Annotated in this window: 12 protein-coding genes and 1 pseudogene; 6 read left to right on the top strand and 7 right to left on the bottom strand. The window is 66.8% G+C overall.

Translation table 11 applies throughout. From position 1 onward, the window contains the following. Positions 1–116 precede the first annotated feature (116 nt). Positions 117–2,300: an FUSC family protein gene (locus AP428_RS20585; RefSeq protein ID WP_011547763.1), complete on the bottom strand. Its 2,184-nt coding sequence runs from the start codon at positions 2,298–2,300 to the stop codon at positions 117–119. A 199-nt stretch (positions 2,301–2,499) separates the two neighbouring features. On the opposite strand from AP428_RS20585, the gene AP428_RS20580 reads away from it, so the two are divergent. Beyond that, positions 2,500–3,447, top strand: a complete 948-nt coding sequence (locus tag AP428_RS20580) for a LysR family transcriptional regulator (protein WP_006479092.1) — start codon at positions 2,500–2,502, stop codon at positions 3,445–3,447. A 110-nt stretch (positions 3,448–3,557) separates the two neighbouring features. Here AP428_RS20580 and AP428_RS20575 read toward each other — a convergent pair whose 3' ends face one another. Beyond that, positions 3,558–3,860 (bottom strand): DUF4148 domain-containing protein, encoded by a 303-nt coding sequence (locus tag AP428_RS20575; protein ID WP_011547762.1) that lies wholly within the window; start codon positions 3,858–3,860, stop codon positions 3,558–3,560. A gap of 222 nt (positions 3,861–4,082) precedes the next feature. Beyond that, the gene (locus tag AP428_RS20570) at positions 4,083–5,225 is read right to left on the bottom strand and encodes a porin (protein WP_011694731.1); all 1,143 of its coding nucleotides are present in this window, start codon (positions 5,223–5,225) and stop codon (positions 4,083–4,085) included. A 339-nt stretch (positions 5,226–5,564) separates the two neighbouring features. On the opposite strand from AP428_RS20570, the gene codA reads away from it, so the two are divergent. From codA to AP428_RS35580, 5 genes and pseudogenes are all read left to right on the top strand, one after another. Next, positions 5,565–6,806 (top strand): cytosine deaminase, encoded by a 1,242-nt coding sequence (gene codA / locus AP428_RS20565; protein WP_011547760.1) that lies wholly within the window; start codon positions 5,565–5,567, stop codon positions 6,804–6,806. Positions 6,807–6,971: 165 nt separating this feature from the next. Beyond that, on the top strand, positions 6,972–8,306 hold the full coding sequence (locus AP428_RS20560) for a chloride channel protein (protein WP_011547759.1): 1,335 nt from the start codon (positions 6,972–6,974) through the stop codon (positions 8,304–8,306). 252 nt (positions 8,307–8,558) lie between these two features. Continuing rightward, a complete protein-coding gene (locus tag AP428_RS35585; RefSeq protein WP_011547758.1) occupies positions 8,559–8,873 on the top strand; it encodes a helix-turn-helix domain-containing protein in 315 nt (104 codons plus the stop codon). Continuing rightward, positions 8,870–10,129: a type II toxin-antitoxin system HipA family toxin gene (locus AP428_RS20550; RefSeq protein WP_006479086.1), complete on the top strand. Its 1,260-nt coding sequence runs from the start codon at positions 8,870–8,872 to the stop codon at positions 10,127–10,129. Before AP428_RS35585 ends, AP428_RS20550 begins: the two co-directional genes overlap by 4 nt. Beyond that, positions 10,120–10,218: pseudogene (locus AP428_RS35580) on the top strand (TIGR00366 family protein); the annotation flags it as partial. The gene AP428_RS20550 and the pseudogene AP428_RS35580, both read left to right, overlap by 10 nt. Positions 10,219–10,281: 63 nt before the next feature. On the opposite strand, the gene AP428_RS20545 reads toward AP428_RS35580, so the two are convergent. The 4 genes from AP428_RS20545 to AP428_RS20530 all read right to left on the bottom strand — a co-directional run bounded on the left by AP428_RS20545 (position 10,282) and on the right by AP428_RS20530 (position 14,391). Next, positions 10,282–11,610 carry an MFS transporter gene (locus AP428_RS20545; protein WP_011547757.1) on the bottom strand — a complete coding sequence of 443 codons (1,329 nt, stop codon included), beginning with the start codon at positions 11,608–11,610 and terminating at the stop codon, positions 10,282–10,284. A 222-nt stretch (positions 11,611–11,832) separates the two neighbouring features. Beyond that, positions 11,833–12,765 carry a 3-keto-5-aminohexanoate cleavage protein gene (locus AP428_RS20540; RefSeq protein WP_011547756.1) on the bottom strand — a complete coding sequence of 311 codons (933 nt, stop codon included), beginning with the start codon at positions 12,763–12,765 and terminating at the stop codon, positions 11,833–11,835. A 35-nt stretch (positions 12,766–12,800) separates the two neighbouring features. After that, positions 12,801–13,607, bottom strand: coding sequence for an SDR family oxidoreductase (locus AP428_RS20535; RefSeq protein WP_011547755.1), 807 nt, complete (start codon positions 13,605–13,607; stop codon positions 12,801–12,803). 73 nt (positions 13,608–13,680) lie between these two features. Beyond that, positions 13,681–14,391, bottom strand: a complete 711-nt coding sequence (locus AP428_RS20530) for a GntR family transcriptional regulator (RefSeq protein WP_011547754.1) — start codon at positions 14,389–14,391, stop codon at positions 13,681–13,683. Between the last annotated feature and the right edge of the window lie 116 nt (positions 14,392–14,507).

Below are 14,507 nucleotides of genomic sequence, written 5' to 3'. Positions count from 1 at the left end.
CCAGTCTCGCTGGCAGTGAGGAAACTATAGGCTCGCACTGCTTAAAGATTAATCACCGCGGCTGTAGAGCTTATTTCCATCCGGAACAACGATCCCGTAGCGCGCGCACACATTCTTCAATGGCGGTGCCGGTTGAACGGCGCGTCCTTGTCCAGCAGCGCGCTGCGCATGAAGTGCAGGCAGCCGACGATCCTTTGCATGCTGCGGCGCGCGTCGGGCACCGCGTACCACGCCTGCAGCGTGTGCTGTGCCGCGCGAATCGCGAGATTCACCGATTTCAGCGTACGCGCATGGCGACTGGGCGTCGGATCGTCGAAGAAGCGCGGCAGTTCGTTCAGCACCGCATCGATCGAACCGATCCAGCGCAGCGTCTGCGGCGGTTTCGACGCGCAGAACGCGTGCAGCTCGTCGCGCAGGTCGATGACCGCGTGGCCGACCTCGAGCGTCGACAGCATCCAGCGCAGTGCATCGCGATGCTGCCGCGTACGGCGCACCAGCAGCGTGCGCAGTTGCGCCATCAGGTCGTGCGTGCTCGACTGGAAGCGCTGCGCGAGGCCGTCCGGCGCGCCTTCGCATGCAAGCGTCACCTGGCGGCGCAAGTCGTGCGCGATCCGGCCGGTGAGCCAGGGCATGTGGGTCGGGAATACGACTGCGAACACGAGCGAGCACGCGAGCATCGCGACCACGACCGCCAGCCCGTTGTTGATCAGCACTTCAGGCGTATACGCGATCGTGTTGTCGGGGCCCGCAAGCAAGCAGAAGAACACCGCGAAGCCGATCCCGTAGCCGGACAGGCCCGGCCGCATCGCGAGGAACGCGCCGAGGCCGAGCACCGGCGCGAGCGCCGCGCACAGCAGCGGAAAACCGTCGATGTTCGGATAGACGTAGCACAGGAACAGGTAGCCGACGGCGGTCGCGAACGCCGCCCCGACGCCCATCTGCGCGACGAACTTCGGCGCGCGCGGCGACGTCGAGCTGAGTGCGCACGCGATCGCGGTGGCGATCACCGCGAGCGAGCCGCTCGGCCATTCCGACGCGATCCAGAATGCACTCATCGCGCCGACGGCGACCACCGTGCGCAGGAAGGCGAAACCGACGAAGAACGCATTGGTTTTCACCGCGTAATGCGTGACCGAGCGCTCGAACGCGTGATCGTCCTGGTCGAGCGACGCGTACGTGTCGACGTAGCCGAGATATTCGCCGATGAACCGGTACAGCAGCTCGATCGCGGTATCGAAGTCGAGCAGGCCGCCGGCCGCATGGTCCTCGAGGGTTCGCCGCGACGCGCGCGCGGTCTTCGGCAACGCACCGTGGAAGCGGCGCAGTTCGAGCAGCGCGCCGGTGGCCGGTGCGATGCCGCGCTGGCGTTCGTCGCGCAACGCGGCGAAGCGCTGGGCGAGCGCGTCGACGTGCGGCGCCAGCGCGTCGAGCACAGCGTCCGACTGGTTCGCACGCAGCCGTTTGACGAGTTGATGCAGCGCATGCAGCCGCGTGCACGCGTTCATGAACTCGCTGTTCAGCCGCGCGAGCCGACGGCTGCGCGCGCGAATGTGCGGGTCCTCGAACGATGCGAATGCACGATTGGCTTCGAAGCCGACGATGTCGTCGACGAAATCGGCGAAGCGCCGCTCGAAATCGCCGCGCGCGACGTCGCCCGCCAGCGCGCCGGCCGTGAACGCCGCGAACGTCGCGTGGCGCGCGCTCAATGAACGCATCAGCGCCTTCGCGGAACTCAACGGCAGGATCAACGCACTGACCGCGCCCGAGCACGCGATGCCGAGTGCGACTTCCGCGGCGCGCGTGAGCGCGGACTGGAACAGCGTCTGCGGTGTCATCACGGCCGGCAGGCCGATCAGCGCGGCCGTGTAGCCGGCGAGCACGAAGCCGTACCAGCGGAAGTGGCGGTTGCGCACCGCGAGCGCGATGCAGCCGCCGATCCACAGCGTGATGCCGGCCATGTACAGCTCCGGCTGCTGCGCGAACAACCCACCGAGCGCGAGCGCGCCGACGAGGCCGGCCGCCGTGCCGAGCACGCGGTAGAAGCTTTTCGCGAACACCATGCCCGACAGCGGCTGCATCAGCACGAACACGGTCGTCATCGCGGTGCGCGGCTGCGACATTTCCAGACGCATCGCGATGCCCATCGCCAGCAGCGCCGCGAGCACGGTTTTCGCGAGATGCAGCCAGATCAGCCCGTCGGTCGCGGCCCAGTCGCGCGCCGCGTTGCCGAGCGGATCGAGCCATGGCCTCCATCGTGCCGGTTCGATGGAAGGTCGCTCGATCGCAGGTTGTGGCTTCATGAAAAGAGGGCCCAGGGCCGACCGGGCGAAGCGCCGCGGTGCGTCCGAACGGGTCCGTTCGACTGGTGAGGCGCCGATTGTAGGAGTGCGGCGCCCGTGCATTAACGCAGTTGCGGGGAAACGATAGTTGCAGCCGACGTAACAATCTATCGCGCGCAGTGGAGGAAAATGGCGGCTCCGCTACAGGTTGCTCACAGGAATGGATACGCTACAAAACATGCGGGTGTTTTCGCGCGTCGTCGAGACGGGCAGTTTCACCGCCGCCGCGCAATCGCTGAATTCGACGACGGGCGCGATGTCGCGCGCGGTGTCGGAGCTCGAGGCGCGCCTGCGCACCCGTCTGATGAATCGCTCGACGCGCCGTCTCGCGCTCACGTCGGCCGGCGAAAGCTATCTGCGGCGCTGCCGCCAGATCCTCGCCGACGTCGACCGCGCGGAAGAAGAGGCGAGCTGCGCGCACGAGCGCCCGGCCGGCGTGCTGCGCATGCACAGCTTCGCGAGCGTCGGGCACCACTACGTATTACCCGCGCTGACGCGCTATCACGCGCAATTCCCGGACGTGTCGATCGAGCTGTCGCTGTCGCAGCGGATGCCTGACCTGTTCGACGGCACGAGCGACATGGCCGTCGTCACCGCATCGTCGCTGCCTGATTCGGAGCTCGTGTCGCACCTGCTCGGCTCGACGTTCAGCATTCTGTGCGCATCGCCCGACTACGTGAAACGGCATGGCGTGCCGGCCCGCCCGCAGGATCTCGCCGCGCACGCGTGCCTGACGCTATGTACGCCGGCGTTCCCGACGCACGAATGGGTGCTCGAAGGGCCCGACGGCGTCGAGCAGATCCATGTCGCCGGGCCGGTGCAGACCAATACGGCCGAATCGCTCGCCCTCGCGATCCGCGACGGCATCGGGATCGGCATGCTGCCGCTGTATTCGGCAATCGACGCGCTGCGCGACGGCACGCTCGTCCGTGTGCTGCCCGCGCATATCCTGCAGAAGATGAACGTGTATGCGCTGTACCCGTCGCGCCGCTTCGTCGATGCGAAGGTGCGGACCTGGGTCGAGATGCTGCGTGCGCAGGTGCCGACGATGATCGCGCGCGACGTCGAGATGCTGAACGCGATCGACCGCGAACCGCAGGCCGCCTGAACGCAGGCCGTCTGAAACCCGCTCGCGCATCGGCGCGCGGCGGGTTGCTTCATGCAAACACCCGATACGCATCGCTCGCCACGCATGCGTGATGCGAGCGACGCGCATCGTCACAGCGCGGGCCTGGCCGCCGCGCCCGATTCGGTGGCCGGCTCGCCGGCCGGGCCGTAGGCGGCCCGCGCCGCTTTTCGCTCGGCGAGACGTTTCGCCTGCAGCCGTTCCTGCGCCGCGAGGATGTCGTCCGGATAGTTGCCGATTTCACCGCGCGCCGGGTTGTAGCCGACCGATTCGAGATCGATCAGCTCCTGCAGCACCTGCGCGCGCGTGACGGGCGACTTCGCCTGCTGGGCGAACGACAGGACCGGTGCGGCGAGCAGGACGGCAGCGGCGGCGGTAACGACGAGCGATTTCACGTGGTTCTCCTGAATACGGGGTGGGTGGCCGGATCGACACGCCGCACGCGATGCGCGGCTCCGACCTTCGACGTCAGTCTACGCAGCAGGCCGATGCGCAAACACCCCGAATCCAGGAGGGCTGCCTTCCAGAAGCAACAACATTGGCGCGGTCGCCCGCACCGGGCGAAACCGTGAGCGCACACGGGCGCCGTGCATACGGGCGACGTCGCGCGCTGCCGGTCAGAACCGCGTGCGCATGCCGATCGTGCCGACGACCTGGTTCGCCGTGCTCGATGCGCCGCCCGACGTGTTGATGAACGCCTGGTAACCGCGGCCCGACGCGTGCTGAAACATCGCTTCCGCGTACAGGTCGGTGCGGCGCGACAGCTTGTACACGGCCTGCAGGTTCGCCTGATGCCATTTCGGGTCGGTGCCGTGCTTGCTGTCGGGATTCGACACGCTGGCGTCCGTGTACACATAGGCCGCGCCGACGCTGACGGCCGGCGTGACCGCATAGCGCACGTTCACGTCGTAGTTGTTGAACGCGATCTGGCCGCTCGAGCCGAACGCGCCCGTGTTGTCGTACTGCGAGCGCGTGTAGACGAAGCCGACGGTCGCCGGGCCGAACACGTAGCTGACGCCGCCGCCGTACGTGCGCATGCGGTCCGAGCCGATCGACCAGCCGCCCTGGTTCAGGCTCTTCGCTTCGGCCGAATCGGTCGCGCCGGGGCTCGCGCTCGTCGAACCCTTGGTACCGTTCATCTGCAGGTACGCACCGGCCAGCTTCAGCGGGCCGTTCGTGTAGCTCGCGGCCACGCTGTATGCGCGGTTCGCGCTGAAATTCGCCGAGTTGGAAAACGCGTACAGCGCGCCGACCTTGAAGCCCGCGATCGTGTCGCTCGTGTACTTGACCGCGTTGTTGATGCGCAGCGAGTGGTTCAGGTTGTCGTTGTCGAACGGATGCGCGAAGCCCGTATCGCCGAAATCGCCGGACGTCGCCGACAACGGCGCGACGAAGTCGACCATCGTGTCGTACTGGCGACCGAGCGTCAGCGTGCCGTAGCCGGCCCGGCTGAGGCCGACGTACGCGTGCCGGCCGAACAGCTTGCCGTCCTGGCCGAGCCCGCCGTTGTTCGCGTTGAAGCCGTTTTCGAGCACGAACAGCGCCTTCAGCCCGCCGCCGAGATCCTCGGTGCCGCGCAGGCCGAAGCGGCTGCCGTTGATCGTGCCGGTCGTCATGCGCCACTGCGACGCGCCGTTCACGTTGTTGGTATAGGCGATGCCGGCGTCGATCAGGCCGTACAGCGTGACCGAACTTTGCGCGTGGGCGAGCGGCGTGAGGAGTGCGGCGGCGCCTGCGCCGGCGATCAGGGTTTTTTTCATCGGAAAGCTCCTGCGGGTGGGACTGGAAACCAAAGTTCGGCGCAAGTATAGGAATGCGCGGCACGCGCACGGCCGTCCGGGCCGCGAGCGCACTGTTCCAGATCCGACAAGCATCCTTCACAAAACTGACACGACGCGGCGCGCACACCCTGGGCAGGCGATTCCTGCGTGGCGGGCGGCCCTCGGCTTCCGCCCGGTACAGCCTGGTTGTCGTGTCGATGCAACATGCGTGACACGTGCGCGCATCGCTGCTTTTCCTCCATACTGGCCGTTCGGACCACACGGCCGCCGACGCAGATCGCGCGATCGTGTCAATGCAGCACGACAAGAGGCCTCCCCATGAACCTGTTCAACGTACGTCTGCGCGGCCGCGACGGCCTGTTCACGATCGGCGTCGATGCCGGCAAGATCGCGCGGATCGATGCGCAAACCGCGCCGATCGCGTCGACGAACCCCGACCATATCGACGGCGGCGGCCGTCTCGCGATTGCGCCGCTCGTCGAGCCGCATATCCACCTCGATGCCGTGCTGACGGCCGGCGAACCCGCGTGGAACATGAGCGGCACGCTGTTCGAAGGCATCGAGCGCTGGGCCGAGCGCAAGGCGACGATCACGCACGAGGACACCAAAGCGCGCGCGCATGCGGCGATCGGCATGCTGCGCGACCACGGGATCCAGCACGTGCGCACGCACGTCGACGTGACCGATCCGACGTTGGCCGCGCTGAAGGCGATGCTGGAAGTGAAGGACGAGGCGCGCGGGCTGATCGATCTGCAGATCGTCGCGTTCCCGCAGGAGGGCATCGAATCGTTCGACGGCGGCCGCGCGCTGATGGAGCAGGCGATCGAGCTCGGCGCGGACGTCGTCGGCGGAATTCCGCATTTCGAGAACACGCGGGAGCAGGGCGTCAGCTCGATCCGCTTTCTGATGGATCTCGCGGAACGCACGGGCTGCCTCGTCGACGTGCACTGCGACGAAACCGACGATCCGCATTCGCGCTTTCTCGAAGTGCTCGCGGAAGAAGCGCGCGTGCGCGGCATGGGCGCGCGGGTCACCGCGAGCCACACGACCGCGATGGGTTCGTACGACAACGCGTACTGCTCGAAGCTGTTCCGGCTGCTGAAGCGGGCGGGACTGAACTTCATCTCGTGCCCGACCGAGAGCATTCACCTGCAAGGGCGCTTCGACACGTTTCCGAAGCGGCGCGGCGTCACGCGCGTCGCGGAACTCGACCGGGCCGGCATCAACGTGTGCTTCGGGCAGGATTCGATCAAGGACCCGTGGTATCCGCTCGGCAACGGCAACATCCTGCGCGTGCTCGATGCGGGCCTTCATATCTGTCACATGATGGGTTACCAGGACCTGCAGCGCTGCCTCGACTTCGTGACCGACCACAGCGCGACGACGATGCATCTCGGCGAGGGCTACGGCATCGAGATCGGGCGTCCGGCGAATCTCGTCGTGCTCGACGCGGACAGCGATTACGAAGCCGTACGCCGGCAGGCGAAGGCCACGCTGTCGATGCGCCACGGGAAGGTCATCATGCGGCGTGAGCCGGAGCGCATCACGTATCCGGATTGACGCGGAAGGCGGGTCATCGCGGCCCGCCGGCCCTCATGTATTCAACAAATGCATGAGTCGATTCGAAAAATACGTTTGTCTCATGAGAGGCGGGGGCCTACGATGCGGTCCTGATGACGGCATGCAGCGTGCGCGCCGCCTTTTCGATCCTCGTTCGCCGACCCCATGCGCCTCGATCTTCCATCCGCTCCCGCCGCTTCCTCGCCACCCGTCAGCCCGTTCGCGCGCATGGCTGTCGTCACGGTCCTGACCGGTATCGGCGCGGGTCTCGGCGGCATGCTCCTCGCGTTGCTGCTGCATGCGATCCAGCACCTCGCGTACGGCTACAGCATCGCGCACGTGATCGGGTCCGAGAGCTTCCTCAGTGGCGTGACCGGCGCCGAACCGCTGCGTCGGCTGGCGGTGCTGACCGTCTGCGGGATCGTCGCCGGCGGCGGCTGGTGGGCGCTTTACCGGTATGGCCGGCCGCTCGTCAGCATCCGTCGCGCGGTGCGCGCGGCCGATCCGCGGATGCCGTTCGTCAGTACGACGGTTCATGCGCTGCTGCAGATCGTCACCGTCGCGCTCGGCTCGCCACTCGGCCGCGAAGTCGCGCCGCGCGAGATCGGCTCGCTGCTCGCCGGGCGGTTCGCGCATGCGGCGCGACTCACGCCCGACGATTGCCGGCTGATGGTCGCGTGCGGCGCCGGCGCGGGGCTCGCGGCCGTCTACAACGTGCCGCTCGGCGGCGCGATCTTCGTGCTCGAGGTGCTGCTCGGCACGTTCGACATGCGTGCGCTGATCGTGGCGGTCGTGACGTCCGCGATCGCGGCGATCGTCGCGTGGCTCGGCCTCGGCAATGAGCACCAGTACACGGTGCCGGCGTTCGTGCTGAGCACACCGCTGGTCGCATGGTCGATCGTCTGCGGGCCGCTGTTCGGCTTCGCCGCGTACGGTTTCGTGCGGCTCACGACCCGCGCGCGGGCGAACGCGCCGAAGGACTGGCGGCTGCCGGTGTTCGCGCTGCTCAACTTCGCGGTGATCGGCGTGCTCTCGATGGGGTTTCCGCAATTGCTCGGCAACGGCAAGGGGCCGGCATCGCTGGGCTTCGACGGCACGCTGACGATCGGCCTCGCGGCGGTGCTGCTCGTGCTGAAGGTGCTGATCGAGGCCGGCAGCCTGCGGGCTGGCGCGGAAGGCGGGCTGCTGACGCCGGGCCTCGCGAACGGCGCGCTGCTCGGGGTCGTGCTCGGTGGACTGTGGAGCATCGTGTGGCCGGGTGCATCGCTCGGCGGATGCGCGCTGATCGGCGCGACCGCGTTTCTGGCCGCGTCGATGCAGATGCCGATCACGGCCGTCGTGCTGCTGCTCGAATTCACGCGCGCGAATCACGACTGCCTCGTGCCGATGCTGCTTGCCGTGGCAGGTTCGCTTGTGGCGTACCGGCTTGCGCAGAAGCTGGTGGAGCGGCGAGCGACAGCGATCGCAGCCGTCAGCACGCCGGAGGCGGTTGCTCGCTAGCGGGCTCACGCCAGGGCCCGTATACGCATCGATGCGCGCGGCGATCCATCCACGACATGGCGTATCTGGAAGGCGTCCAGTGGGCAGGGGAAGAGCGTGCATCGCTGACGCATCAATTCCGTTTTGAAGTGGATTATCCGCGAAAATATCAAAATAAGACACAATGTATGGGAATTAAAGTTCCTGCATGCATCTCTCCTGTAACTCTATAATATTGTGAGTTATGAGAGATATGGCGCGGGAAGACCCACTATGCTGGAATTAAATTTTCGCAAGCCCGATGAAATCGTCACACTGCTTTGCGCGAGGCTTCGCACGGAGCGGCTGGCGTTGCAATTGACGCAGAGCGACGTAGCCGCGCGTGCCGGCGTCGGTTCCAATACCGTGTCCAATCTGGAAGCCGGACGCAATGTGAGCCTCGAGACGGTAGTTCGTGTAGCCATGGTCCTGGGACGTAGCAAGGAACTCGAAGGATTGTTCCTGCCGAAGCTCGATAGCCTGGAAGACGTTCATCGGTATGAAAAAAGTGCCAAACGTCAGCGCGTCAAGAGGGGCAACCAGAAATGATCGAGCGGATCGATGTCTACTACGACGGCTGGGGGGAGCACTGGCTGTGGGGATCGATGGTTTCTACGACGGCGATCACGGGGCGCCCGTTGATCGTATTCGAATATAGCGATGACGCGCGCAAAAGGGGGCTGGAACTGTCGTCTTATGCGCTCCCATTGCATGGGGCGAGGCTGCGCAAGGACTTTCCGTCCCACCAGCTGGGATTGCCCGGCCCAGTCTATGACGCGCTGCCCGACGGATGGGGCATGTTGCTCATGGACCGCTTGTTCAAACGCCGCGGTCTCAACGCGGCACGCATCGGGCCGCTGGAGCGGTTGGCTTACATTGGCAACCACGCAATGGGCGCCATGTCGTTCGAGCCGGTCGCGGTCGAGATCCAGGCACCGCAGCCGGATATTCCTCTCGACCGGCTCGCGGCCGAGGTACAGGAAGTCCTCAACGGTGAGGGCGGCGAATTCCTTCATCAACTGCTGCAGGTGGGCGGCTCTCCGCAAGGTGCCAGGCCGAAGGCCCTGGTCTATCGTGATCCGCAGTCCGGCGTTTTTACCACGGCCGCGGTGGCGGGTTTTGACGCGTGGTTGGTCAAGTTCCCGGCTCGGCAAGAGCATCCCGAGGTGTGCGCGATCGAAATGGTCTACGCCGAGTGCTTGCGCATGTGCGGCATCGAGACCCCGGACACGCTGCATTTCAATTTGCCTGACGGGATGGCGGCATTTGCGTCCCGGCGTTTCGATCGACGGGACGGTCTGCGCGTGCCCATGCAAAGCGTTGCCGCGTTTACCGGTGCCGATTACAAAACGCCGGGGGCGCTGGACTACGTGAACTTCTTGCGTGCGACTCACATGTGCACCAACGACGTACGCGAGAAGGCGCGGGCGTTTGAACGGGCTGTCTTCAATGTCGCGTTCAACAATCGCGACGATCATCCGAAAAACTTCGCTTACGTCATGTCGCGATCCGGCCAGTGGAAACTCGCGCCGGCCTACGACGTGACATTCTGCGAGGGGCCGGGCGGTTACCACCAAATGGACGTCATGGGCGAGGCGCTGCGGATCGACCGGGCGGCATTGCTCGGACTGGCAAAGGAAGCAGAGCTTTCCGCAGCCGTTGCCAGCGACATGATCGACGGAATGTGCGGAGTAGCCAGCCAGTTCTCGGCCATTGCGAAGCGCCGCTACGAGGGGATCATCACAGAAGACACGCTGACGGACATTCAGCGTCGAATCGACGAGAACGTTGCGCTGCTGCGCTAGGGCTCGGCGTGCGCGACATCATGGGGTATTGCGTGACGACGCTGCTGTTCTCGGGCGTGGTGTTTGTCGCGGAGATGCATCTGTTCTGACAGAGCGAGGCGAGATGCGGCCGGGGCGAAACCCGCATCTCGCCAGCCTGAATCTCGTTGTCTTCAGCCGCGCGACCGCACGTCGGCGTGCTCGTGCCCGTGCCGCAACGCGAGGCTCGCGAACGCCGCGACGACGAGCGCGGCCGCCAGCAGCGTCAGCCCGTTCTTCGCATTGCCGGTCGCCTGTTCGATCGCGCCGACGACGGTCGGCCCGACGAAGCCGCCGAGCAACCCGCACGTATTCACGAGCCCGAGCCCGCCGGCCAGCGCGCTGCCGGCGAGCCGCGACGCCGGAAACGTGAACACGATCGACTGCACGACGAAGAACATCGATGCAGCGACGCACACGCAGAGCAGCCCCGCCAGCGGCGACGCATGCGCAGCGCCGACCATGCCGGCGGCCATGACCATCAGCCCCGCGCACAGCATCCGGCGCGAATGACGCGACTCGCGGGCGAAGCGGGGCAGCGTCCCGGCGCCCAGCGCGGCGGCGAGCCAGGGCAGCGACGTCAGCAACCCGACCGCGACCGGCGAGAGCCGCCCCGACGCGCCGATGATGCCCGGCAGGAAGAAGATCACCGTGTAGATGGTCAACTGGTGGCAGAAGTACACGAAGATCGCGAGCCAGATCTGCGGATCGCGCAGTGCGGCGCCGAACGCATGGCCGCCGTGCGCGGCGACGCCCGCGTCCTGTTCGGCGGCCAGCTTGCGCTCGAGCGCGCGGCCGGTTTCCGGGGCGAGCCACGGCGCGGCGCTCGGACGGTCCGGCAATCGCGTCCACACGACGAACGCGAGCAGGATCGCCGGGATGCCTTCGACGACGAACAGCCATTGCCAGCCGTGGAAGCCGAGCGTGCCGTCGAGCTCGATCAGCGCGCCGGCGAGCGGCCCGCCGACGATGTTGGCGATGCACACGCCGAGCAGGAAATAGCCGGTGGCGCGCGCACGTTCCTCGCGGCCGAACCAGTACGTCAGATACAGCATCACGCCGGGAAACAGGCCGGCTTCGGCCACGCCGAGCAGCAGGCGCATCACGTAGAACGACGTCTCGCCGCGGACGAACGCCATCGCGACCGACAGCGCGCCCCACGTGATCATGATCCGCGTGATCCAGAAGCGCGCGCCGACGCGATGCATGATCAGGTTGCTCGGGATCTCGAACAACGCGTAGGTGAGAAAGAACAGCCCCGCGCCGAGCCCGTACGCGGCCGATGAGATGCCGAGATCGATGCCCATCGAATGTTTGGCGAACGCGATGTTGGTGCGGTCGAGAAAGCTGATCACATAGGCGGCGATCAGCAGCGGCATGAGTTTGCGGAACAGCAGCCGGTTCAGCGACGCGTTCGCGTCGCCGGCGGCGGAAGACAATGCCTGAGCGTGATGAGTGGACATGCGGACGACTCCGGTAAGAGCGAACCGGCGCGCACAGCAAGCACGGCGCGCCGCGTTCGGCAAATGCCGCTGCGATGCAGGCAGCGGATGGGCAGTCGACGGAGCCGCGCCGGCGGCGCTCGAACGGAGCGGGGCGATCAAGGGCGTCCTGGCGCCGGCCGGCTCGGGCCGGCGCCTTGTCACTGCGCTTGCGGGTTCTGGTGTTGGGGTGCTACCCGGCGGTCAGAAATTCACCGCGTCGCCGCCCTTGAGTGCGAGCATCGCGCGCGCCTCGGCCGGCGTCGCGATCTCGAGCGACAGGCCTTCGAGCACCTGGCGCATTTTCAGGACTTGCGCGGCGCTCGATTCCGCGAGCTTGCCGGGCGCGATCCACAGCGAATCCTCGAGCCCGACGCGCACGTTCGCGCCTTGCGCGGCGCCGATCGTCGCGAGCGGAATCTGGTTGCGCCCGGCGCCGAGGATCGACCACACGTAATCGCTGCCGAACAGGCGGTCGGCCGTCCGGCGCATGTGCATCAGGTCCTCCGGGTGCGCGCCGATCCCGCCGAGCAGGCCGAACACGCTTTGCACGAAGAACGGCGGCTTCGCGAGCCCGCGATCGACGAAGTGCGCGAGGTTGTACAGGTGCGAGATGTCGTAGCACTCGAATTCGAACCGCGTGCCGTTCGCGCCGCAGCGCGTGAGGATCGTCTCGATGTCCGCGAACGTGTTCTTGAACACGAGATCGCGGCTTTTCTCGAGATGTTCGCGCTCCCACGGATGCTTCAGCTCGCGGAAGCGCTCGAGCATCGGGTACAGCCCGAAGTTCATCGAACCCATGTTCAAGGACGCGACTTCGGGCTGGAAATGCAGCGCCGGCTGCAGCCGTTCGTCGACCGTCATGTGCGGGCTGCCGCCCGACGTGAGGTTGATCACCGCGTCGGTCCGCGCCTTGATGCGCGGCAGGAACTCGGCGAACACGGCCGGGTCCTGCGTCGGCTTGCCGTCGGACGGGTTGCGTGCGTGCAGGTGCAGGATCGCCGCGCCGGCCTGCGCGGCCGCGACCGCGGCCGTTTCGATTTCGTGCGGCGTCACGGGCAGGTACGGCGACATCGACGGCGTATGGATCGCGCCGGTCGGCGCACAGGTGATGATGATTTTGCGAGCGTTTGCCACGGATGGATTCCTTTCGATGAACGATGCAGGAGGCGTCAGAGCACTTCGACGTTGCCGCAGACGGAGATCGCCTGCCCGGTGATTCCGTGCCCGCCCGGCGAGCACAGGAACAGCGCGGTCGCGGCGATCTCGGCCGGATCGGTCATGCGCCGCAGCGAGATCTTCTCGAGATAGCGCTGCTCCATTTCGTCGTAGCCGATGCCGAGCTGCTGCGCGCGCGCCTCGATCACGCGGCGCATCCGCGGGCCGCGCACGATGCCGGGCTGGATCGCGTTCACGCGGATGCCGAGCGGCCCGAGTTCGATCGCGAGACTTTTCACGAGGCCGACCACCGCCCATTTGGTGGCCGCATACGGCGTGCGGAACGCGTAGCCGAGCCGGCCGGCGACCGACGACAGCGCGATGATCGCGCCGCCGGGTTTCGACTCGCGCAGCAGCGGCACCGCGCGGCGCGCGAACTGGAATTGCGCGTTCAGGTTGATCGCGACGGTCTGCTCCCACTGCACGGGGTCGATTTCGTCGATGCCGCCGGTCGGGCCGGCGATGCCCGCGTTGTTGACCAGCACGTCGAGGCCGCCGAGCCGGGTCGACACGTCGGCGAACACGCGCTCGACGGCGGCCGGGTCGGACACGTCGGCCAGCGTCGCGCTGATCGCGCCGGTCGCGGCACGCGGCGGCCGGTCGGCGAGCGCCGCGATCGAGGCTTGCGACGCATCGCAAACGTGCACGCGCGCGCCGCATTCGGCGAACGCGTCGGCGATTTCGAGGCCGATGCCCGACGCGCCGCCGGTCACGAGGACGCGCAGGCCGTCATAGGGTTTCAGCAGGTCGGAAGCTGTCATGCCGGGTTGTCTCCATCTTTGGTGTTGTGGAATGACGGCCGCTCGCGTGTCGGGCGGCCGTGGCAGGCGGTCGCTACGGTTTCGCGTTCACGCTCCGCGGCGTCTGTTCGGCCCGCAGCGTCTCGGCGAGATCATGCGCGGCGCCGCCGATGTCGAGCGCGATGCCGGCCCGCACGCCCGCGCCGTCGCGCCGTTCGAGCGCATCGACGATCGCGCGGTGCGCATCCATCGAGCGCCGCATGTGCGGGATGTCGAGCGCGACCATGTTGAGGAACGGGCCGACGCGCATCCACAGGTTCTCCACGATCGCGAGCGTGTTTTCGCTGGCGCCGTGCGCGTAGATCGCACTGTGGAACGCGAAATTGCTTTGCAGGTAGGCGCGCGAGCGGCCGGCCTCGGCGTGTGCCTGCATCGTCTCGTAGGTCTTGCGCACGGCCGCGATCTGCGCGTCGGTCATCCGGGCGCACGCGCGTTCGGCGATGCAGCCTTCGAGCGCGATGCGCACGTCGCGGAGTTCGTCGAGCATGTCGAGCGTCATCGGCGGGACGACGAGCGCGCGATTCGGGCCGTCGACCAGCGCGCGTTCGGCGCGCAGCCGCGTAAGTGCGGCCCGCACGGGCATCGTCGACGAGCCGACCGCCTCGGCGACGCTGCGCAGGCTCAGCGCCTGGCCGGGCGCGAAACGGCCGCTCATCAGCGCTTCGCGCAGTTGCTGATAGACCTTGTCGGCCATCGTTTCCTGTTCGATGACTTTCAGTGCGGGCGGGACGATACGGGGCGGCAAGGCGGGGCTCCTGAGTTTGATCTGCGATCTGTGATCACACTGGCGATGTGCGAAGTTTTGTCGATCGGGGCGGCGGAGTCAAGGCGAACGGGATCGGGGAAAACGAGGGGTGAAGC

It is taken from the genome of Burkholderia sp. E168m22 (assembly GCF_001319805.1).
GTDB lineage: Bacteria > Pseudomonadota > Gammaproteobacteria > Burkholderiales > Burkholderiaceae > Burkholderia > Burkholderia orbicola.
The sequence above is the reverse complement of the archived record's forward strand: the minus strand, read 5'-3'. Positions and strand labels throughout refer to the sequence as shown.

Bases quoted from the DNA above. Each gene is read 5' to 3' on its own strand.
- AP428_RS20585 (WP_011547763.1), bottom strand. From the start codon at position 2,300: ATGAAGCCACAACCTGCGATCGAGCGACCTTCCATCGAACCGGCACGA.
- AP428_RS20580 (WP_006479092.1), top strand. From the start codon at position 2,500: ATGGATACGCTACAAAACATGCGGGTGTTTTCGCGCGTCGTCGAGACG.
- AP428_RS20570 (WP_011694731.1), bottom strand. From the start codon at position 5,225: ATGAAAAAAACCCTGATCGCCGGCGCAGGCGCCGCCGCACTCCTCACG.
- codA (WP_011547760.1), top strand. From the start codon at position 5,565: ATGAACCTGTTCAACGTACGTCTGCGCGGCCGCGACGGCCTGTTCACG.
- AP428_RS20560 (WP_011547759.1), top strand. From the start codon at position 6,972: ATGCGCCTCGATCTTCCATCCGCTCCCGCCGCTTCCTCGCCACCCGTC.
- AP428_RS35585 (WP_011547758.1), top strand. From the start codon at position 8,559: ATGCTGGAATTAAATTTTCGCAAGCCCGATGAAATCGTCACACTGCTT.
- AP428_RS20550 (WP_006479086.1), top strand. From the start codon at position 8,870: ATGATCGAGCGGATCGATGTCTACTACGACGGCTGGGGGGAGCACTGG.
- AP428_RS20545 (WP_011547757.1), bottom strand. From the start codon at position 11,610: ATGTCCACTCATCACGCTCAGGCATTGTCTTCCGCCGCCGGCGACGCG.
- AP428_RS20535 (WP_011547755.1), bottom strand. From the start codon at position 13,607: ATGACAGCTTCCGACCTGCTGAAACCCTATGACGGCCTGCGCGTCCTC.